The sequence below is a fragment of the Rhizomicrobium sp. genome (assembly GCA_037200385.1).
GTDB lineage: Bacteria > Pseudomonadota > Alphaproteobacteria > Micropepsales > Micropepsaceae > Rhizomicrobium.
Genome location: JBBCGL010000001.1, coordinates 4,987,886 through 5,008,785, shown reverse-complemented (window position 1 = coordinate 5,008,785; position 20,900 = coordinate 4,987,886). Strand labels below are relative to the sequence as shown.

The following is a 20,900-nucleotide window of genomic DNA, read 5'->3' as shown; positions in this document are numbered from 1 at the left end:
ATCAAGGCCTTTTCGCGTCGATCATCCGCCGCCAGAGGACGGTCAGGCCCTTCGCGGCGTCGCCGCCGGCTTCCGACCGGTGGCGGCCCGCATAGACGTAAGCGAGATCGAGCTGGCTGACGATCATCGTGATCAGCGCATGCGCCAGGAATTTCGCCTTCGCCGCGCTGAGATCCGGCCGCTCCAGCGCCAGGAGCACCGCGAGCCGGTCGATGCGCGGCCCGCTGATGGCGCGCCAGCGCGCGGCATAGCTGTCCCGCGTCCGCCGCAGCTGCTGGAACGCCCGCGCCAGTCCAGTGCGCTCTTCATAGGCAGCGACGAACGCCGCGCAGACGGCGGCGGCCAGCCGCGCGCCCCGCCCCGCCTGTATCGACCGGTCCAGGGCGCTGCCGAGATCTTCGGAATATTCCCGCATGACCTCGTCGAGCAACTCATCCTGGCTCGCGAAATGGAAGTAGAGTCCGCCCACGGTGATGTCGGACGTCCTGCAGATATCGGAGATGGTGATCGCCGCGAAGCTCTTTTGGGTCAGCAGCTGCGCGAACGCGGCCTTGATGCGCGCGCGCGTCCGCCCGCCCTTGTTCTCGACCGCCTCACCGTCTTCGTCCGGCAAGCGCGCTGTCCGCCGTTTTGCCACAGCCGTCCGCCGTCCTGTTCCGCCCATCTCCTATACCATTCGGAAATGGCGCACAGCAAAACAGAACCAGAATTCTTTTTCTATTGAAGCCCGCGGCGCGGACAGTATAGTGACGCGCTTTCGCGGGATGTGGCGTCAATGGAGACCCTGCCAGACCTTTCGTTCGGGAACCTCGAAGGGTTCATCGGACAACAGATCGCGCTCTCCGATTGGAAGGAGGTTCCGCAGGCCGAAGCCGCCGCCTTCGGGGCGCTGACCGGCGATCCCGACCGGATGCACATCGATCCCGATTGGGCGCGCGTTCATAGCCCCTATGGCAAGACCGTCCTGGCCGGCTTCCATCTGTTGTCCATGCTTCCATCGCTGACGCGCGGCAACGGCCTGGAGATCGCCGGCGTGGCGCTCGCGATGAATTACGGCTTCGAACGCGTGCGCTTCGTGGCGCCCGCGCCGGTCGGCGCGCCGTTTCGCAACCGGGTCCGGCTCCTGCGGGTCGACCGCCGCGACGACGGCAAGGCCACGATCGTGACGCAGAACACCTTCGAGCTCCAAGGCGAGGCGCGCCCGGCGCTGATCGCCGAATGGATCAACATGCTGTGGCCCGAAATCTCCAAGCCCTGACGAAGCCATGACGTCCCCATTGCCCGGAAACGTACCCCGCCTCGTCAGCCTGAGCGACTATGTGCACCATTATTCCGGTGCCGCGCCGGATCGCGATGCCGTCGTCTTCGGCGCGACGCGCCTTGGCTGGCACGGTCTGGATACGGCCGTGGCGCGCTGCGCGGAGGCGCTCGCAGGGTCTGGAGTAAGGGCCGGCGACCGTGTCGCCATGCTCACCACGCCGCGGCCGGAATTCGCCATCGTGCTCCTGGCCGCGCAGCGCATCGGCGCAATCTGGGTCGGGCTCAACCCACGCTATCGCCTCGCGGAGATGGAATACATCCTCGACGACTGCGCGCCGTCGATCTTCTTCGCCGTGGACAACGACGCGGCCGGCCGCGGCTATGGGGCCGAGCTCGACGCGATCCGCCGTGCCCGGCCATCGCTTGCCGTCGTCACGATCGGCGAACACGGAACGTTCGATACGTTTCTCGCGCAAGGCGGACCCGCCGCGGCCCACGAAGCCGGCGCGGACGACCCCACGATCATCGTCTACACCTCCGGCACGACGGGAAAGCCCAAAGGCGCCCTGCTGGCGCACCGCAACCTGCTCCATTGCTATGAATCGGTCAGCCGGTCCTTCGCCGGCAAGGAGCATCTGCGCGACGGCCTGCGCATCCTGTGCAACCTGCCGCCAAACCATATCGGCTGCCTCTCGGAGATGCTGGGCAACGCGCTGATCCGCGGCGGCACCGTGGTGTTCCAGGAGCGTTTCGATCCCGCCGAGATGCTCGCGGCCATCCCGGCCGAGCGCATCACCTTGTTCGGCGGCGTGCCGGTGATGCTGCAAGCCCTCTTCGACCACCCCGGTTTCGCGAGCGCCGATCTTTCGAGCGTGCGGATGATCGGCTGGGGCGGCGCACCGGCGCCCCGGACGCTCGTGCAGCGCATGCTCGACACCGGCGCGCATCTCTTCACGAATTATGGCCTCACCGAGGGCGGTGCCGTCGTGAGCGCGACCCCGCCCGACTACGACCTCGACATCCTGTGCGATACCGTCGGTGCACCGGACGCCGGCGCGAACCACCGACTTGTCGACGACGACGGCACCGATGTCCTGCCGGGCCGGAGCGGCGAAATCCGGCTGCGCGGCGACGGCGTCTTCCTCGGCTACTGGAACGACCCCGGCGCGACGGCGAAGGCGCTGTCGTCCGACGGCTGGCTTCGCACCGGCGACATCGCGCGTGCCCGTGCCGATGGCCTGTGGGTGCTCGACGGACGCAGGAGCGAGATGTTCAAGTCCGGTGGCTTCAACGTCTATCCGCGCGAGATCGAGCTTGCGCTCGAGCAATGTCCCGGCGTCGCCTTGGCGGCCGTCGTCCCGGTCCGGGACGAGCGCTATTTCGAGGTAGGCATCGCGTTCGTCCAGCACAATCCCGGCCAACCCTGCGACGCCGGCGCGGTCCTGGCCCAACTGCGGCGGGAACTTGCCAACTATAAAGTGCCCAAGCTGCTGATCGTTCGGGATGCGCTCCCGATGCTGCCGATCGGCAAACTCGACAAGCAGGATTTGCGTGCGCAGGCGCAGGCCTTGTGGCGCGATCAACGCCCCAACCTTGGCCGGAGCAGCGCGCGCGCTCCGGCTCCAACGTCAAATCAAACTGCTTCCGGCGCCACGCCTGAAGAACAGGAATGAAAACACCTCATGCACTTCCTGCCGCATAAGGCCATAGCCCATGCGCGCCAGGAAGGCTTGCAGATAGGATCGGGAAAAGGCGAACGCCTCGAAGCCGTTGGAGCAATTCAATCTGACGAATTCGTCGGACCTCGCAATGCGCTCGACGACGATGTGGCATTTCTCATAGTACTTGACTCGCGCCTCGGTCGCCTCGTGGGTCGTGTTGAACAGCGACAATACGATGTCCTTGTTCCACAAGCCCACCATATGGAGGAACGCGATCGGCTCGTCCATCGTGCCCAGGAAATTGAACGGCAGAATGCAAGCCACCCGGTCCTGGAACAGGGAGGTGACCTTGTCCCTTATTCTTCCGTTCGCGAAAAACCTTCGCGCGTCGCAGCGTATGATTGCGCCTTTCTTGTCGGGCGCACGCGTACCGTTCCGCGGATTGATATCGACGCCCAGATACGAGCATTGCTCCGGCTTGGCATCGATCAGGCGGAAGCCCGCGCAGCCGACTTCGATGACCAGGCGATAGTCGCGATCATGCGCGACCCGCCGGAAGAAACGCTCCTCGCAGGCGTGGAAAGCCAAGATGTCGTCGGTGAAGAACTCCGGCTGCATGAGATTGCCGCCGGCCTCGGCGAGGTAGACGTCGCGATTGATTGAGGCCATTGCGTCCCTTTCATCCGACCGCGACACGCCGCAAAGCGTCACGCCGGCTCATAAACGCGTCGAACACGGGGGCCGAGCAAGGTGATGACCTCGTCCTCCATCATTCTTGCGGATTCCGCGAACGCGGCAAGCGTCTGCTGCGGGCCGATCAGATCGACCGGCGTGCCGGGCGGAATCCGGCTCGCGGGTATGGCGGAGACGTCGAGCGTCAACAAGTCCATCGAGATCGAGCCGATGATCGGGAGCGGCTGCTCGTCCAGATGCGCAACGCCGCGGTTGCTGAGGATCCGCGGAAATCCGTCGGCATACCCGATCGCAACGGTCGCCACCCGGCGCGCCTTGTCGGTTCGGAAGCTGAGGCCGTATCCGACCGCATCGCCGGCTATCACATCCCTGGTTTGAACGACACGAGCCTGGAGGCGCACGACGGGGCGCGGCGCATAGGACCACACGACCGATCGCGCCAGTCCGTAGAGCGCGCCGCCGGGCCGCACGACATCGAAATGGCAATCCCGGCTTCCAAAGATCGCGGCGGAACTCGCAATTGAAGCGGGCGCGCTCGGCAATGCACGGCAGACGGCAAGGAAGCGCTCGCGCTGCCGGGCGCTGAAGTCGTCCATCCGCTCCGGACGAGCGAGCTGGCTCATGACGAGGCACAAGCCGATGCCGTCCAGACGACCCCGCCTTTGCGCAAGGCCCTCGAGCTCGGCCGGCGATATGCCCAGCCGCGACATGCCGGTATCGGCCTGGATTGCGGCCGGCAACACCCGGCCCATGCGGCGGGCGAAGGCGGCCCAGGCGTCTATCTGCTCGAGTCCGTTCAGGACCGGAATCAGGCGGTGCGCATGCGCGAGCTTTTCGCAACCCGGCATCAGGCCGTGCAGGACAAAGACCTTTGCGTGGTCGGGCAGATGCGCGCGGACGGCGATGCCCTCGTCGAGATGGGCCACAAAGAAGTGGTCGCAACCGGCTTTTGCCAATACGGCGGCCACGCGGACAGCCCCCAAGCCGTAGGCATCGGCCTTGATGACGGCACCGCAGACAACGCCTTCGAGCTTTCCGCGCAAGTTCACGTAGTTGTCTCGGATGGCACCGAGATCGACCGTCAATGTCGCGCCGGAACCGTCCGGGGTGCGCGCAGGGGCATCCCGCGCGTAAGCGGCATTCCTTTCCGTGATCGCGAGGGAGGCCGGTGATTTCATCGCGAAACCGCCGCTTCCGCCGCAACCCGCGCGCGGGACTCCGGCCGGCCTCCCTCGGCGCCGGACCAGAGCCGATCGATTGCGTCTTCCGCGCACGCCGGCGCAAAGCGAAAGCCGTTCCCCGAGCCACCGCCCACGAAAACAACGCGCCCACTGGAGCGGTGCGGCACGACGAAGGGCGCGCCATCCCCGCCATAGCAGTCACAGAACACCCGGGACGACGCGATACCCGGCACATCGTGCACAAACCATTTCCGCAAGATCGCCATGCCGCGCTCGATATCGCCATCGTCGACCCGAAGCTCGCTCGCGACCGGCCGGACGTCCCAATGGTTCGACGTAAAGCTGTATAGCCAGTAGCCATCCTCGATCATGGGTATGAGGAACACATAGTCCTCTTGAATCGCGATCGCCGGACAGTCGGGCGCGGGCTGTCGGTCGAGATGGAACGCGACGACCTTCTTCACGCGCGGCCGGACGCGCAGATCGGCTTCATCCACCAGATGCGATCCCGGGAGCCAGGGGCCGATCGCCACCACGGCACGCTTGGCGCGGACCGTGCGCGCATCCACGCCTCGGATATCGACGCCGTCGCCGCAAGGCGTGATCTCGTCGACACCGAAATTCTCTCGAATTTCACAACCCTCTCGTTTCAGCCGGCCGGCCAGCTCGACGACGATCCCCCGGACCGGGCTGTAGGAGCAGCGGTCCGCCAATGTGGCGCGTCCCGCGGGTACCATGCCCGCGGCAAGGCCGGACAGGCGCGACATCCATGCGGCGCCGTCCGACAAGCCGGGTCCCGTACCAAGCTGCCATTCGCGAAGCTTTCCGACATCGGAGGCGATCCAGAGCAGATCGAGGCGGCGGCCGACCGGCCAGCTCGCGTCGGGAAAAATCCGTTCCCAACCCTTCAGGCTCCGCCGCGCGAAATCGCGCTCGGTGGCCGTACGCCCCAAGGCGAGCTGGATGCCCGGCGCGTGCCGGCTTGCGCCGAGCCCGATCTCGCTTCTATCCAGGACAGTGATCCGTGCTTCGGGAAACCGCCGCCTCGCTTCCAGCGCCGTGCACAGCCCCATGACGCCGCCGCCGACAACCGCAAGATCGTGGGTCGCGGCGTGCATGCTCAACTCGTCCACGCCACCGAAAGCGCGGCGAGGCGTTCGTCGCCCCGGTTCTCGATATGATGGATCGCGCCGGGCCGGAGATAGACGACGTCGCCCGCCTCGACATCGATGCCGCCCCGCTGCGTCAGCACCAATCCCCGGCCGTGCCGGATGTACCAAATCTCGGCGGATGGGTGCGCGTGCGGCGTCGATGCGCCACCGGGCTCGACAAAAAATTCGATCAGGGAGAACGGGCAGGCGCCGTTGACATCCTGCGGCAGGAACAGCTCGCTCATCACCGAACGCAATCCGCAGCCTTCGGCGCCGGATTTCGTCAACAGCTGAGCATCATTGGCTGCTTGGGTGTCATACATGGCTGGCGCGATCCCCTTTTGCGGTTGCATCACCGTAGCGGCGGCGCCGCGCCGGCCCAGTCGACGGCGCGAGCGGCGCTTTGCGGATCGGCCGCGCCGTCCGGTTCGCGAGCCGCGTCGAACCAGTTCAGTGCGCCGCTCACCGGTGCGCAGTCGAACACCGTCCTGCCGAGAATCGCGTTCAGGATCTTGCCGCTCCGCCACGCGATCAGACTCAAATTCGGATCGGCTATCCCGTGCTGGTTCAATCCGCCGTTCTGCACGAAAAGCCTGCACGACGCCGGCCCGTCCCACATAACGGAAAAATCCTCCCGCAACGCAAGTTCGGCCGAGCCGCGGCTCGTATCGTCGAAGCGCAGGCGGGGCCGCAGCCCCTCCAGAAAGCGGGGCAACTCGAATTCGAAGCCGGTGCACAGAATGACGACGTCGGCTTCAACGGTTCGCTGACCGCCGGTGAGGCAGTCGCGCAACAGCATCCGTTCCGCCCCACGATCTCCAGACATCGCCTCCAAGGACGTGTTGACCGAAATGTCGAAGTTTTCGGAGCCCCGCCCGACGCTTCGGGCGTAGAGCAGGTCGTAGATCGCCGAGAGCGTTGCGGCACTGACGCCATCGCTGGCCAAATCCTGTGCCTCGAGCATGCGTTGCCTGACCGGCGCAGCCTGCCGATGGAACCAGATGCTATGCTGCGGGAAGAACCACTCGTTCACGAATGCACTGTCCTCGAGTGCAAAAATCGCCGGTCGCCGGGTGATCCAGTGCAGCGACGCGGCCGCGCCGAACGTGTTCTTCAGCAGTTCGTGGATCGCCTCCGCCCCGCTCTGCCCCCCGCCGACGACGACGACGCGCCGTCCGGCGAAACTTCTCGGCCGCGACAGAAGATCCGCGCAGTGAAATACGTTCTGGCCCAGGCGCGGCCGGGCGCACGGAGGGACCGCGGGCGATCTGCCTATGCCGAGCACCACCGACGACGTACGGATGGTCTGCCTGCCGGTTTCGACGGAAAACATCCCATCTTCGAGGCCGATCGTGCCGACCTCTTCGCCGAGATGGACGCGAGAGAGTTTTTCCGCCGCCCAACGGAGATAATCCTCGAATTCCGCCCGCGTGACATGGTCGAGACCGCGCACGATCGCGCGGTAGAGCCGGCGCTTGTCCTTCAGATAGGCGAGAAAGCTGAACGCGCTTTCCGGGTCCATCAACGTGACGAGATCCTTGAGAGCGTTGGTCTGCATGCGCGCGTTGCCGACCAGCTGATCGGCGTGCCAACGCAGTTCCTTCTTGCGTTCCAACAGGATCACGTCGACATCCGCCAGCGGGTGTGCCAACGCCGCCAGACTCAAATTGGACGGACCCGCTCCGACTGCAACGATCGATCTTCGGGACGGCGCTATCGTCATGGCCTAGACCTCACGCGGCCAAAGGCGAACGGATGAACCCTCCGCTTTCATGCCGCCCGCTGCCTCGGCATGCAGGCATCGAGGTCCGAGGACGACAGAATCCGCCCCGCGAGTTTCGGCGGCGGCAATCGCCCGATGGCAGGCCTCTCGAGAAATTCTTCCGCCAGCACGCCATCCTCGTGGCCCAGCCATTTCCACACGGCTTGGGACAGGTCCGGCATCAGCGGAGCGGCCAACAGCGCCAATCCCTTGAGCCAGGTATAAGCGGATTCGGCGGAGGCCAGATTTGGAGTCTCGCCAAGCCAATCCGAGACCGCCGCAGAGGCATACGACACCCGCAACCGATCGATCGACAGCGCTGCGCATTGTTGCTCATACAGCCGCTCCAGACGTTCCAGCAGCGACTCGTCGAACAGCATCTGGCGGTCCCGCACGAGACCCAGCGTCGCGGTGCACGTCGCGACCTTTGGCTGGATCGATCCGAACAACACGTTGTGGCGTGCGATCAAACGGGAAATGCGAAAATCCGTCTCGCCGTCTTCGGGGCAGATTTCGGACAGATACATCCGCAGCAAGTCGACGTTCAGCGCGCCGTGCGCCGAAATATCGCCGGCCCAGATGACATGCCCGCGGCTGGTCGAGAACTTCTCGCCGTCGAGGCTGAGAAAGTGGTTGAAGTACACCCGGTCGAACGGCCGAAACGCGGCTTGGGCGAGCGCGCACCCGGAGACGCCCACCAGCATCGGAATCGTGTTGTCGATCCCCGTCGCCCCGATCAGGATCGCATCGTCGCCCGCAGCGAACGGGTTGGGCCAGCCGTTCAGATCCCCGATGCGATCCCCACAATAAAGGTGATGCGCATAGAGAAGCGAGGAATAACTGAAGCATATCTGGTTCGTGACGAGGCCCGGCGCCCGCCAATCAAGGCCGTGGCGGCCCGGAACGGTCAACCGCATCGCCTGGCCGGCGAGGTCGACATAGCGTTGCGCGATGCCGGCAAACGGTTCCTCGATCTTCATATCGCGCCACAATCGCGCGAGCGCGCCGTCCGTTGCGAGTTGCACATGGAAGGACTCGTCGCGACGCCAGGAGACGACCTTGCCGCGGCGGGACGCGGGTTCAAGCGCCTCGGCAGGCTCGAAGTGATGACCGCAGGCCTCGCAGAAGAAACTTCCGGCCGCCGAGCCGCAGCGCGGGCACCGCGCGGCAAACCATCCCCCGATGCAGAAACGCTCCTCCACCGCCGCTTCCTCCGGCAGCGCATCGTCGACGGGAAGCATCCCCGACCGCAGCACAACCTGAGAACCCTGTTCGAGGCCGCGCACGAGGCTGTTCTTCACCCCATCGAAGCGGTCGAGATTCTCGAGATGCGCCGGATCGTCGAACAGGTCGAACCGGATGCCGATCGAGGCCAGATCGTCCTTTATGCGGCGGTAGTAGCGATGGGCCAGCTCCGACGGATCGCTTCCTTCGGCTGCGGCGCGAACCAGGACGTGGTTTTCAAAGCCGTCCGTCGTCAGCCCGCTGGCGACCCGCTGACCGGTACGGCGCAGATGACGGGCAAGCACATCCATTCTCAGAAATGGACCGCCCGCATGCCCCATATGCGCCCTGCCGTTGGCGGTCAGGTTGACGGGCGATATGAATATCCTGGCTCTTCGCGAGGGGCGCCTTCCCAACCTTGGAACTTCGACGTGTCGTTGCATTCAAAGCCCCTGACCATTTCACTCTGCCAATCAACAAATGGCTTACTGAAGTGTAGGCGCGCGATATTGTCGGTCATTCCTTTGAAGATTGTACCGACAAATAAAAAGGCTTGGCAAATGTGATTTTCCAGGTCTGGCAGCTTTTCTTTCAAAATACGCAACTATCTTCTCTTATCGAAGTGAATATAAAATATACGCTGGGAAGCATATCCTTCTATATCTTTAAACGACTGTATCGCTTAATCCGGTCGAGAGACAATTCTATATAGTGGCGGGTCTTTGCGAGCGCCGAAATCTGCAAGACCGTCGATGCCTATCGACGGGACACGATGCACAATAACCGCATGTTATAAAAGTAGTAATTACTTCGCATTCGTCTTCCAACACTTGGAGAAATAAAATATATATTGTCCGAATGTTTTATCGTGATATGTTCGGTTGCTCGTGTTGAGAGAACGTTTCCAAAACCTAGCAAGCCAGATGGAGGGTTCGATGACTGCTGTGTCCCAATTGAGCGCCGAGCACAAACAGAAGCTGCGCGACGCCAAAAAAGAGCTCGAAGAGATACGGGTGAAGGTTTCCGAGAGCCAGGTGCAGGATCTGTCTCGCCGGATCGAACGCGTAACGTCCTTGATTGCGGCGGTCCAGCTCTGAAGCGCGCCGCGAAAGGACATGATCGCGACCCACGTTGACGCTTCTCGACTGCAGAGAAACGGCAGGTCGCACGGACAGAGAGGCAGATCGCCATCTGCCATCGTCAGCAGAGGCGCCTCTCTGTTCGGAACGCCACGTCGTGGCGAACGCAACGGCCGCGAGCTGAATCCGAACCGACAGATTCTCGAGACATTGGAATCGGTAGTCGGCGGAGCGTTCGTCTTCCATGGGCTGTGGCGCGAGTTGACGACCGGCGTTCAGCTCGCCCTTGCCGACTGGAGCCTCGGTGGTGACGGACGCTCGGTCGCGGTGGTGCCGGTCGATCTTCCGTCCGAAACGCCGCCCCTCGACATAAGCCGGTGGCGCGCCCAACCCGATATCGTGCTTGTCCAGCCGACGGGCAATCTCCTCGTTCGGCGCGGCAAGGTCCTGCCCTGCACGGATCTTGAAGCCTGGGAGCTGGCGAGAGACGACCGTTCCCCGGTGGCGTTGGCCATTACCGGTCATGGCGCGGAATATTGCGTCCAGTTCGGCTCCCTGTGGCTGAGTACCGATCCCGACGCGCGGCTGCCGGGGCCCATTGTCGATCCGCGCGAACTGCGCAGCCCGCTCGTGTTTCTCAACTCGTGCGCGTCCTTGCGATTGGGGGATTCGACCGTGCCCATGGCGCATTCGCTTTCGGCCACGCTCTATTCTCGGGGCAGCATGATCATCGGGGCGTTTCGCAACCTGCATACGAGTTTGGAAGCGCCGCGTCTGTTCGCGGAAGGCCTCCTGTCGGGCGCGCCGCTGGGACGGGTGATCCGCAACATCAATCTGGCCGCCGTCGCATCCGGTGTCGTCATCCCGCCCTACCAGGCGATGGCGGATCCGACCCTCAAGGCGCAGAGGCAGCCGGCACGCCGGGTGCGGATGGGGATGGGCGCCGCTGGCAAGGACAAGGACGAAGTCCGGGCGGCGTGCGGCGACATCGCATCGGCCGGGCGACTGGCCCACACGGTCACGAGCTGGTTTCAGCCATCCGAAGATCTCCAGGCGAGCCATGACCGATACAAGAGGACGTTGCGCTATGTCTTGCCGGTCGGTCACGGCCAAGTCTCGCAATCCCTGACCGCAGCCGATATCGACGATGCCCTTCGGAGTGGACGGGATGCCGTCGCCGCTTTGCTCGCTTCGCTCCTGCGGGACCTTCGGAACAGGATTCAGACGGTGCGCTGGCTCGAGACATGCTACGCACCGATCTCGCTGGCGCGCGTCTCGCGGCGCTGCGGCTCCGGGCCGAAGACTTCGCTGGTCCTGCGCCACGTCTATAAGCCGGTCGAGCGCGGCATGCTGGCCGTCACCCGGGAAGACTGCTGCGTTCGCGGCACGCTGCGCGAATGGATCGGCGCCCGCGGTGCCGGAAAAATCAAGGCCAGGCTCGCCGGACCAGCCATCACGGTCGATGCCGGTCCCCTGGCGCAACACGAGCTCGGCACTTTTTTCATTCATCGGACCGCCGCCATGGCGCCCGTCGCATGGCCCGCGGCCGGCGGGCGCGTGTCGTTTCCGGTCGACGAACTGCCCTTCCGCGGGCGGGTCATTGTCGTCGCCGGCCGTATCGGGCCCGGGTTCGTCCACTTCGAATATCGAACGATCTTCGTTCCGGCCGCACATGGTTCCGGCGCCCCCGATGCGCCGGACGCCCGGGCCGCCGAGGCCCGCTGATGGCGCATATCGGATTCGTCGAGGCGAGCATCACCGGCGCGGGCCGGCTGGCGATCGAATTCGCCAAGGCCGCGGGACACCAGGTGACGTTCCTCTCGCGCGACCCGGGAAGCTATGACCGCTACATCCCGAACCTGGGAGATCGGGTCGTCGTCGTCGAAACCAACGATCCGGCGCGGCTCACCGCTCTGGTCGCGCGGCTGCACCGGGAGAACCCTTTCCACGGCATCACGACGACCGCGGACTTCCATGTGCCGCAGGCGGCCGCGGCGGCCCAACGCCTCGGTCTTCCAGGCTTGACGTTCGAGGGCGCCATGAACGCCAGGAACAAGTATCGTATGCGCGAGTTGCTCCAGCGCCGCCACCCGCATCTGAACCCCAGATATCTCCGCGTGATCGCGGAGGAGGACGTTTCCCGCGCCTTGCTGGAGGTCGGCGTTCCCTGCGTGGCGAAACCCCTGAACAACAACAACGGAAACTGCGTCAAGCGCATCGAAACCGAGTCCCAGTTGCGCGACTATTGGACATGGTCGACATCGTGGACGACGAATTCGGCGAAGCAGAAGCTGGAAGACGGCTTTCTGGTCGAAGCCCTCATTCTGGGCATGGAGGTCAGCGTCGAGACCGTCCAGCCATATCGCGGCGGCCGTCAGCTTATCGGCGTCACGGGCAAGACATTGACCGGCGTCGAGCGGGGGCATTTCGTCGAAGCGGCGCATTGCTTCCCGTTCGAGGCTGCGGATGTGGGCCTCATCTACGCCGGAGTGTCCGACTGCCTCGATGCGCTGGACGTCACCTGCGGCGTGATCCACACCGAATGCCGGATCGCCCCCTCCGGCGTGAAGATCATCGAGGTGAACCCGCGATTGGCCGGCGGGAAGATCGGCAGTCATCTGGTGGAGATCGCCACCGGCAACAATCCGGTGCAACACGTCATCGACATCGCGCTTGGGGAAGCCGCGCCCTGGACCCCTAAGTTCGCGAAGGGAGCGGCCATCCGCTACCTATCGGCGCCGCGCGCGGGACGTTTTCTCGGTCTGGAAAACGAAGCGGAGTTGCGGACGCTCGCCGGCGTGACGGATGTGTTCATCCTGAAGGAGCCCGGCGAAGCCGTCACGCTTCCGGAGGCCAACGAGGACCGGCTGGTCTCGATCGTGGCCGAGGGCGCCGATGCCCAGGTCGCATTGCAGCGCGTCGACGACGCGGCTGCGCGCGCGCGTCTCAGGATTGATTAGCGAAGATCGGGCACGCGCCCAATACCGCGTAATCGGTGTCGGAGGTGCCGTTGTTGGAGACGTCGCCCAGCGCCATGCCGTAGAGCCCACCCCCATGCCGATCAGGGTCGAGCCGATGAACCCGGAGGTCAGGCCCGCCGTGAACCAGGTCACCGCGATGGCGACCACCGCGAGCAATATCTGTCCCAGCACACCGCAGCCATTATGGGCCTTGGGCTTTGGCATGGTCGGCATGGTGTCGCCGACGGCCTGGTTGGGGTCGTAGACCTGGAAGGTGGTGCTGTTGTTGTGGACGTTGACGACCTTGTTGGGGATCTTGAGCGTCATCCCCGCGACCAGCGTGTCCGACGCGCTCAGCCCGTTGGCGTCGGCGATCAGGTACCACATCGAGCCGTCGCCCCACACCATCGCGGCGATGGACTGCAGGCTGTCGCCGTCGACCACCGTGTACATCGAGCCGGCCGAGGTCTGCTCGTAGCCGTTGATCGGATCGTAGCTCTGGTCGAAGTTGGCGTAGGGCGTGCCCGTGCTCGCGCCGTTGTGGAACACGCTCGGCACGGTCGGCTGCAGCGTGGCGCGGTCGGCCATCTGGGCGGCGTAGTCGAAGCTGGTCGCCCCGTCATTGGTGATCTCGCCGACCTGCGTCCCGTCCGCGAAGTAGCGGATGTCGTGCGGCCCGACGGCGGTGCCCGAGGTGCCGTTGCTCATGCTGCGGCGCAGGATCTGGCCCGACGCGTCGGTGATGTACTGATAGGTCCGCGGCGTCCCGTCGGCGATGTCGACCCACTGCAGATGGCCGTTGGCGTCGTAGTGATAGGTGCTGGTGTAGTCCTGCGTCAGGTGAGTGTGGCCCGCATCCGACCAGGTCTTGCTCTCGATCGTGTCCTGCTGCGCCGTGTCGAACCACACATAGCCATAGGCCGTGTCGCTATAGGTCGTGGTCGACGAGCCGCTATGCGGCACGACGGTCAGCGACCCCGTCACGTCGGTCACCAGCCCGCCGTCCCACACGCTCGAGCCGCCCACCGTGATGTTGTAGCTGTAGCTCGACACCTGCGTCGTCGTCGTCTGCGACGAGCCGGTCCCACGCTCGGTCATCGTCGTGTCGCTCGTCAGATAGGACGCCCGGTCATAGGTCGTCAGGTGCGTGTAGCTCGCCACCGACGTGCTGCCGCTGATCGCCGGATCGAACTCGTCATACTCCGTCGTGCGGCCCATCGCGTCGTAATGGTAGACCGCATGGTCCGTGCCGCCGCCGCTCTTCAGCACCGTGCTCACCTGGCTGAGCAGGCCGTCTTCCGTGTAGGTATAGGTGTCGGTCTCGTTGGCATCGCTCATCGTCGCGCGCGTGCCGTCATGGTTGTAGGTCATGACGGCGGTGGTCGCGCCGCCGGTGCCGATGGTTCCGCCGCCGGGATTTGTTCCCATCGAGATGGTGAAGCGGTTCATCGAATCGTAGGCGTACCAGTAATCGTCGTGATACTGCACCCCGCTCGCCAGCGTCGCCCCGCCGCTGTCGTCGAGCATGTCGTGCCAGCTCTGCACCCGGCGGACATTGCCGTTGAGGTCGTAGGCGTAGTCGACCGTCACCGGCGCCGCCGTCGCGCTGTTGTCGCCGCCGCCGGTCTGCAAATCCTTGTACTCGGTCATGCGGTTGTCCGCATCCCAGGTCATGGTGGCGTTTTCGTAGTTGGCGTCCACCGTATAGTAGGTCGTCCCGCGCTCATCGACCTGGCGCTTCGTGGTGATCTGGTCGAGAGTCTCCGAAAGCTTGTTGCCGTCGGCGTCGTAGCTGTAGGCCGTGACATAACGGACGGGAACAAGGCCATCGACCTTCCCCTCCGCGACCTGCGCGATGAGACCGGTGTTGAACCAGGTCGTGTTGATCGGCGCGTTGCCGGTCGAATAGGAACTGAGCGCGGTGATCTGCCGCCCGGCGGCATCGTAGGTGTAGCTGATCGTGTTGCCGCCCTCGTCCGTCTTGCCGATCACCCGGCCGAAATAATCGTCCGTTTCCGACGCGGTGATGCCGGCGACGGTCGCGGTGCCGGATGTCCAGACCGCCGTGTCCTTTTCCCAGCCGCCGAAGGTCGCCAGCCCCGCGGTCGCCGCACCGGCTTGCCAGGAGTAGGCGTAGGTCGTGACATGGCCGTCGAAGTCGGCCGTGCGGATCACCCGGCCCTGCAAGTCGTAAGCCGTCGTCTCGGCATAACTCGATGTGAGCTGGCTGTTCCAATGCGTCAGCCTCTCGCCGAGGCCGTCATAGGTGTAGTGGTCGACGAGCTGTGTGCCGTCTGAGGAACGCGCCGGATGGGTCACTGTGATCAGGCGGTCCATCGCGTCGTAGGCGAAGGTCTCGTTGACCGCGGAGTTGACGCCATTGGTGGATTTGGTCTTGAGGTCGCGGTTGACGTCGTAGCTCGAGATCCAGAGGCTACCGTCGGGATCGTGCTCCTTGACCGTGAGCGCGTCGTCGCCGTTGTGGCCGGTGCCCGAGAGCAGCAGGCGCGTGCTCTCATTGCCGTTGGCGTCGACCGTCGCCACGACGCGGCCCGAGGCGTCGTAATAGGCATGGGTGGTGGGCGACGCGGCGCTGTGCACCAGGCCGGTCTCGTCGGTCCAGGTGACGGCGGGCAGCGCCGTCGCGATAACCTTGCCCATGGTGTTGTAGGTGTAGGTCGTGACATGGCCGTTGGCGTCGGTCTGGGTCCAGATCTCGCCGAAGGCGTTGTAGGTCTGGCTCTGGGTGATGGTGACGGCGGCGCCGGCGGCGCTGAGCTTGCGGAACGGCGCGACGGTCGAGAGCGCCATGTCGCGCGCGTCATAGGTCGTGAAGGTCAGCACCATGCCGGCGACGTTCACCGATCCGATATTGGCGGTGCCGGCGCTGGTGAGCAGCGAGAGCACCTGCGCCTGGGTGATGGTCGACCAGCTATAGCCGCCCGCCAGCGCGGTGCCGTCGGAGGTGATCAGCGCGGTCTGGTCGCCATTGCCGTCATAGAGATAGAACTTGACCGTGCCGTCGCCCGCGGTGGATCGGGTGACGCGGCCGGCATTGTCGTAGGTGAAGCTCTCCTGCGTCAGGCCGTTGACGCCCTTGCCGACGACCTCGCCCCAGGCATTGTATTGCAGCGTCTGCTTGTCGCTGCCGGTCGTCACCCAGGCGCCGCCGCTCAGCGTGCCCTTCTCCTGGAAATCGAGGCGCCCCAGCGCATCGTAGTGGAAGAGATCGGCCTCGGTCGTGCTGCTGCCGTCCCACGCGGCGCGGGCATACTGGCTCACCAGCATGCGGCCGTCGACGTCGTAGTGATAGGTGCGGGTGAAGCCGCTCGATCAGCGCCAGCTTACGCGAACGATGGTCCCTCCAGCTCCTGTGAGAGCCTGCTAAGACGCTCAAGCTCGCCGAGCCAGCCGTTCGTCCATCCACGCCCTGCACCCGAGAAGTCACGGCCGAGCGTGTCACGGTGTAGCTCGATCGAGCGCCTGAGTTTTTCTGCTAATTCGCTCAATGCAATGTTCATTGGTGCGCGGTTCCTAGCTTTCCGCAAGGCTTCAAACACTACAGCATACGCAACCGGCCCGATCCCTTCTTCGGTTTCCAAGGCTCTGTTGAGCGCGGTTTCGTAGACGACCCGAAGGCGTTCTCTATCAAGCACCTTCACCTCGTCATAGAGAGCGGCCAGCAAGATCGACAAGTCCGTCTCGCCTGGCGCGGGCGATCCAACCGGCAAATATCTATATGGTGCTCGGCCGAGAATGAGGTCGTAAAGGGCACTAGCTGATAGTGCGCTTTCAACAATTTGCCTTGGCTTTGGGTCGGCCATCTACATTCCTCGTTATCGATGGGGCCGCAGAGGCGTGGCCCAAATTTGGCTGCCAGGCACAGGATCAATAGCGACTTCTGGCGCTCCGCCCGATGTCAATCCACCTGGCTCGAACAGCGTATTTGCCCCCGATAGCGCACTGTCGGGAAGCCGGGGATTGAAGCTAAGCGGATCAGGTATATCTATGCGCACCAGCGGCGTATCCGACGACCAACTCGATACTCCTAGCTTCTCTCCAAGAAGAGCAGGATCACCGCCCGTCGCATCGATGAGCTCGTTCATCTGCCGGGCGGATGTCAAAAACTGGCCATCCTGCCGGCCAACGAACGCAGCGTCTTTTGCATACAAATAGTATTGGTCCTCGGTCATTAGCCAGGAGCCACCGCCTTTGAGTTCTTGCAAAAACGCGGGTTCTATCTCGGTTGAGCCTACAAGAATCCTGCTGCCAATCAACACCTCACTTGAGAGCGTTGAGACCGCAGGTACCACTGTCAACGCAACAGTAGTGGTGTTGCCGATGACCTCGCCGTGGCTCATCATTCTTGGCTGTGCCGTCTCAGGAAACGCCTTGATGGTGTTCGCCATCACGATCGGATCGCCGCCCGACAATGCCATTGCATCGATCGTCTTCAGTCCGGAGGGCGCGCGCAAATAGCTCCTTATGTGCTGGGCCACGGCCGCTTGCGCGTTGGCCTGCGCGATCTCGTTTTTGCCTTCACGTGCGAGGCCCTCGGTTATAAGATTGCCGAGTCCGTTAAACCAAGAGGTCGGAGATGGCCGCGATTGATTCATTCGCGCTCCCTCGACGACGACAGTTTCTACATTGGGATCGTCGAACACCGGACCGCCGCCAAACGCTTCAGAGGCATCGTTGACGATCGTTTCTCCGCCACTCACGAGGGCATGCCATCCCGTCGAGATTTCGTCACCAAGCCAACCAAAGAACCCTTCATCCTGCTTCGGCGGCGCGGCGCCGGGACCGGCAAATCGAACCCAGCTCGCTCTCTCCGACGCATACGGATCGTCGTCGGTCGCGCCACTCCCGGCGATTTGGCCCGCAATAGAGTTGCCAATCGTCTGCCCAATCGTGTCGGGCAGCGCCGCGATGAGATTGTCGCCGAAGTCCGAGCCGTTGATCAGCGTGCGGGTCGCGGCGTTGGCGATGTCGCCGGCCATGCCGCTGACAAAGCGCACCGCGGCCTGGTTGGCCGCAGGGCTGCCGAGGTCGAGGCTGCCGCCCGTGTTGAACCTGCTTCCGATCAGGTCGCCGATATACTCGCCCACGCCGGCGCCGATGCCGGCGGCCGCGACGCCGGTCCAGTCGAACTTCTTCTGCAGGCCCGTGGCGACGCCGATGCCCTCGGTGAGGATGCCGCCCGCGACACCGCGCAGCGCGGCATTCACGAAGCTGCTTCCGGTCGCGCCGCCGAACGCGTCGAGAGCGTTCGGTCCCAGTCCGCCGCCGATCGCGCCGCCAATGGCGGCGAGGCCGACGGCATTCCAGTTGAAGCTGTTCTGGATGCCGGTGGCGAGCCCGACGCCCTGGCTGATTACACTGCCGGCAACGCCACCGATCGCCCCCGCCATGACCGCGCCGGCGATCGCCGCATCGCTACCGACCGCCACGGCACTGGCCGTGCCGGCAACCGCCGCCGTGGTCGATGACACCACGCCCGCGTCGAGGCCGAGCGTGCTCGCCGCGAACGTGCTCATCGGACCCGCGAGCGCGCCATAGGTCACGGCCGCCACGACGATCGCGACCACGGCGAGCAATACCTGCCCCAGCACGCCGCAGCCATTGTCGTGCTTCGGCTGTTTCGGCACGGTCGGTGCGGTGTCGCCGATCGCTTCGTTGGGGTCGTAGACCTTGAAGGTGCCGGCGTTGTTGTGGAGGTTGACGACCTTGTTGGGCAGGATGAGGTCGGTGCCGGCGGTGAGGCTGTCGCCCGGCGAGCTCAGGCCGTTGGCGTCGGCGATCAGGTACCACAGGCTGGCGTCGCCCCAGACCATCGCCGCGATGCCGGCCAGCGTGTCGCCGTCCTGCGCGGTGTAGTGCGACGGCGCCCCGGCATAGGTGATGCCGTTGACCGGGTCGTAGCTCTGGTCGAAGTCGGCGTAGGGCATCGCGACGGTGGCGCCGCCGCGCAGGTTGCCGCTGCCCGGCACCGCGATATGGGCCGCGATCGAGGCGGCGTAGTCGGTGTCGGAGGTGCCGTTGTTCGAGACGTCGCCCAGCGCCATGCCGTCGAAGTAGAAGTGGCGCTCATACTGGTCGACCGTGCCGCCGACATTGTCGTTCTCGGCGCGGCTGAGGATCTGGCCCTCGATGTTGGTGCCGAAGGTGATGGTGCGCGGATGGCCGTCGTCGATCACGACGCTCTGCAGCCTTCCGCCCAGGCCGTAATTGTAGCCGCTGTAGTTCGCCACCGGCGCCGAGACCGCGGTATTGGCGGTGTAGCTCTCGGTGCCTTCCACCGCGCTGTCGCGCCAGTCGTAGAAGTAGTCGGCCTCCGAGGTCGGCTGGGCGCTGCCGTTCTTGGTGTTGGTGGTGACGATCTGGCTGACCACGCCCTGATAGGCGCCGTCGAAGCTGTAGGAGAAGGTCCCCGCGTGGTACACCGGCGTGCCGTAGCTGTAGGTCGAGGCCGCGACATAGGTGCCGTCGGTCCGCACCGTCGTCACGCTGTCGCTGGTGACGTTCGAGACCGCGTCGTAGACCGCGGTGCGGCTGTAGACCACGCTGGTCCCCGCCGCGTTGTACTCGCTATAGGCCAGCGCCCGGCCGCTCGCATCGAGCGCGTATTTGGCGCGCAGCACCCCGCCGATGGTCACCTGCGCCAGATAGCCGTCCGCGGTGTAGCTGTAGACCTCCGCCGAGCTCGCATCCGTCACCGTCGCCCGGTGCCCCGCCGCGTCATAGGAGATCACCGAGCCGGTCCCCACCGTGATGCTGCCCGAGCCCCGCGCGCCGGTGAGCGTGCCCTTGGTGGTCACGAAGCGGTTCATCGCATCGTATTTGTACCAATAGGTCTGCGCCGTGGTGCCCGAGCCGTCCGCCGCCTGGTAGCTCGCGGTCATGTAGCGAATGTTGCTATTGAGGTCGTATTCCCAGGCGATGGTCGTGGGCGGCAGCGCGAGATTGGCGCCGGTGTCGCTGAAATTCGTCATCCGGTTCAGCGCGTCCCAGGTGACGGTCGCGTCCTCCGCCGTCGTGGTCCGCAGCCCGGGCTGGTATTTGGGCAGGCCGGCCTCGCCGCTGTCGTTGTCGACGTTGTGATAGCCGGTCGTGGTCTCGCGCGTCCGGTTGCCGTTCGCGTCATAGGCGAAGCTCTCGCCCGTCCAGTCGGTGTAGTAGACCCGGTAGCCCGGATCGCCGCCCGTCCCCGCCACGTCCTCGAACGAGTAGGCCGACGCCGAGGTCTCCGTCGCGACCTGGCCGGTGTTGTAATAGGTGTAGCTCGCCCCGTCGCCACCCTCCGCCGCCAGACGGCCCGCAAGGTCGAAGCTCGACGCGAAGCTGTTGCCGCCGAAGTCGGTCTTGGCGACCGTGCGGCCGAAGAACTACGTCGTCATTCTTTGGGGCTTGGCCAAAGCACGGAATCGTAGCACGGCAACGGCACCGGGAGTCTCCCCCACCAGTGCCGGCTATCTCGCTAAAAAACGATGTGCAGACAATGGCTTACCCCGCAGGGGGAGCCATTCCTTTTATCTTGCTTTCGCACTTCAGCGCCTGTCGCTTAATAGACGACCAGCCTACCTCCCTGAGGGAACGGTCCTCGCCAGCCGCAAGGGAAGTGCCCATTAGCGTACCAGTACGACTGGCTTGCAAAAAAACCGGGCGGGTAAATATCTGCGAACTCGGCTTCTACACAAAGATGTAGTATATCCCATGCTACGGCATTTAAAAAATCTTTGGGTAGATTATTATCTTGAATGACGCGCTGCGTCTTTTCTCGCGTCAGTGCGATTGCCTCCGGACGCACTGACAAGACAACATCGTTCCACCTTTCATATTCTTCGGGTGATCGTTCTCTAATCCGATCACTATATGCGTTAACAGCGTCGTGGCACAGGCCAACCCAGGCTGGTGAAGAGCAGCTCTCAA

At 64.3% G+C, this 20,900-nt stretch carries 15 protein-coding genes and 1 pseudogene; 5 read left to right on the top strand and 11 right to left on the bottom strand.

What is annotated here, in order from left to right:
* Window position 1: 1 nt before the first annotated feature.
* Complete coding sequence (locus WDM91_23875) at window positions 2-613, bottom strand: TetR/AcrR family transcriptional regulator (protein ID MEI9997654.1); 612 nt, start codon at window positions 611-613, stop codon at window positions 2-4.
* A gap of 162 nt (window positions 614-775) precedes the next feature.
* Between WDM91_23875 and WDM91_23870 the strand changes: the two genes are divergently transcribed.
* Both WDM91_23870 and WDM91_23865 read left to right on the top strand, forming a co-directional pair.
* Window positions 776-1,258 (top strand): MaoC/PaaZ C-terminal domain-containing protein, encoded by a 483-nt coding sequence (locus tag WDM91_23870; protein ID MEI9997653.1) that lies wholly within the window; start codon window positions 776-778, stop codon window positions 1,256-1,258.
* 7 nt (window positions 1,259-1,265) lie between these two features.
* On the top strand, window positions 1,266-2,933 hold the full coding sequence (locus WDM91_23865; protein MEI9997652.1) for a class I adenylate-forming enzyme family protein: 1,668 nt from the start codon (window positions 1,266-1,268) through the stop codon (window positions 2,931-2,933).
* On the opposite strand, the gene WDM91_23860 is transcribed toward WDM91_23865, so the two are convergent.
* The 7 genes from WDM91_23860 to WDM91_23830 form a co-directional block, all read right to left on the bottom strand.
* On the bottom strand, window positions 2,889-3,590 hold the full coding sequence (locus WDM91_23860) for a hypothetical protein (GenBank protein MEI9997651.1): 702 nt from the start codon (window positions 3,588-3,590) through the stop codon (window positions 2,889-2,891). The genes WDM91_23865 and WDM91_23860 overlap by 45 nt on opposite strands.
* Window positions 3,591-3,628: 38 nt before the next feature.
* The gene (alr, locus tag WDM91_23855; protein MEI9997650.1) at window positions 3,629-4,699 is read right to left on the bottom strand and encodes an alanine racemase; all 1,071 of its coding nucleotides are present in this window, start codon (window positions 4,697-4,699) and stop codon (window positions 3,629-3,631) included.
* 89 nt (window positions 4,700-4,788) lie between these two features.
* Window positions 4,789-5,913: an FAD-dependent oxidoreductase gene (locus tag WDM91_23850; GenBank protein MEI9997649.1), complete on the bottom strand. Its 1,125-nt coding sequence runs from the start codon at window positions 5,911-5,913 to the stop codon at window positions 4,789-4,791.
* A gap of 2 nt (window positions 5,914-5,915) precedes the next feature.
* A complete protein-coding gene (locus WDM91_23845) occupies window positions 5,916-6,269 on the bottom strand; it encodes a cupin domain-containing protein (GenBank protein MEI9997648.1) in 354 nt (117 codons plus the stop codon).
* Window positions 6,270-6,298: 29 nt separating this feature from the next.
* Window positions 6,299-7,669, bottom strand: a complete 1,371-nt coding sequence (locus WDM91_23840) for a SidA/IucD/PvdA family monooxygenase (protein MEI9997647.1) — start codon at window positions 7,667-7,669, stop codon at window positions 6,299-6,301.
* A gap of 47 nt (window positions 7,670-7,716) precedes the next feature.
* Window positions 7,717-9,243: a class I tRNA ligase family protein gene (locus WDM91_23835; GenBank protein ID MEI9997646.1), complete on the bottom strand. Its 1,527-nt coding sequence runs from the start codon at window positions 9,241-9,243 to the stop codon at window positions 7,717-7,719.
* A gap of 50 nt (window positions 9,244-9,293) precedes the next feature.
* On the bottom strand, window positions 9,294-9,536 hold the full coding sequence (locus tag WDM91_23830) for a hypothetical protein (GenBank protein MEI9997645.1): 243 nt from the start codon (window positions 9,534-9,536) through the stop codon (window positions 9,294-9,296).
* Between the two features lie 331 nt (window positions 9,537-9,867).
* On the opposite strand from WDM91_23830, the gene WDM91_23825 reads away from it, so the two are divergent.
* From WDM91_23825 to WDM91_23815, 3 genes are read left to right on the top strand one after another with little or no spacing between them, the layout of a single operon-like run.
* Window positions 9,868-10,029 carry a hypothetical protein gene (locus WDM91_23825; protein MEI9997644.1) on the top strand — a complete coding sequence of 54 codons (162 nt, stop codon included), beginning with the start codon at window positions 9,868-9,870 and terminating at the stop codon, window positions 10,027-10,029.
* An 18-nt stretch (window positions 10,030-10,047) separates the two neighbouring features.
* The gene (locus WDM91_23820; protein MEI9997643.1) at window positions 10,048-11,736 is read left to right on the top strand and encodes a hypothetical protein; all 1,689 of its coding nucleotides are present in this window, start codon (window positions 10,048-10,050) and stop codon (window positions 11,734-11,736) included.
* Window positions 11,736-12,971, top strand: coding sequence for an ATP-grasp domain-containing protein (locus tag WDM91_23815; GenBank protein ID MEI9997642.1), 1,236 nt, complete (start codon window positions 11,736-11,738; stop codon window positions 12,969-12,971). The genes WDM91_23820 and WDM91_23815 overlap by 1 nt, the downstream gene beginning before the upstream one ends.
* Window positions 12,972-13,292: 321 nt before the next feature.
* On the opposite strand, the pseudogene WDM91_23810 reads toward WDM91_23815, so the two are convergent.
* The 3 genes and pseudogenes from WDM91_23810 to WDM91_23800 form a co-directional block, all read right to left on the bottom strand.
* A pseudogene (locus WDM91_23810) lies at window positions 13,293-15,782 on the bottom strand (LysM peptidoglycan-binding domain-containing protein).
* Window positions 15,783-16,315: 533 nt separating this feature from the next.
* Window positions 16,316-16,666, bottom strand: a complete 351-nt coding sequence (locus tag WDM91_23805) for a hypothetical protein (protein MEI9997641.1) — start codon at window positions 16,664-16,666, stop codon at window positions 16,316-16,318.
* A gap of 141 nt (window positions 16,667-16,807) precedes the next feature.
* On the bottom strand, window positions 16,808-20,185 hold the full coding sequence (locus tag WDM91_23800) for a LysM peptidoglycan-binding domain-containing protein (GenBank protein MEI9997640.1): 3,378 nt from the start codon (window positions 20,183-20,185) through the stop codon (window positions 16,808-16,810).
* Window positions 20,186-20,900 lie beyond the last annotated feature (715 nt).

Excerpts from the sequence above, each read along its gene's own strand:
- WDM91_23870 (MEI9997653.1), top strand. The coding sequence starts at position 776 with ATGGAGACCCTGCCAGACCTTTCGTTCGGGAACCTCGAAGGGTTCATC.
- WDM91_23865 (MEI9997652.1), top strand. The coding sequence starts at position 1,266 with ATGACGTCCCCATTGCCCGGAAACGTACCCCGCCTCGTCAGCCTGAGC.
- WDM91_23860 (MEI9997651.1), bottom strand. The coding sequence starts at position 3,590 with ATGGCCTCAATCAATCGCGACGTCTACCTCGCCGAGGCCGGCGGCAAT.
- WDM91_23850 (MEI9997649.1), bottom strand. The coding sequence starts at position 5,913 with ATGCACGCCGCGACCCACGATCTTGCGGTTGTCGGCGGCGGCGTCATG.
- WDM91_23845 (MEI9997648.1), bottom strand. The coding sequence starts at position 6,269 with ATGTATGACACCCAAGCAGCCAATGATGCTCAGCTGTTGACGAAATCC.
- WDM91_23840 (MEI9997647.1), bottom strand. The coding sequence starts at position 7,669 with ATGACGATAGCGCCGTCCCGAAGATCGATCGTTGCAGTCGGAGCGGGT.
- WDM91_23835 (MEI9997646.1), bottom strand. The coding sequence starts at position 9,243 with ATGGATGTGCTTGCCCGTCATCTGCGCCGTACCGGTCAGCGGGTCGCC.
- WDM91_23825 (MEI9997644.1), top strand. The coding sequence starts at position 9,868 with ATGACTGCTGTGTCCCAATTGAGCGCCGAGCACAAACAGAAGCTGCGC.
- WDM91_23820 (MEI9997643.1), top strand. The coding sequence starts at position 10,048 with ATGATCGCGACCCACGTTGACGCTTCTCGACTGCAGAGAAACGGCAGG.
- WDM91_23815 (MEI9997642.1), top strand. The coding sequence starts at position 11,736 with ATGGCGCATATCGGATTCGTCGAGGCGAGCATCACCGGCGCGGGCCGG.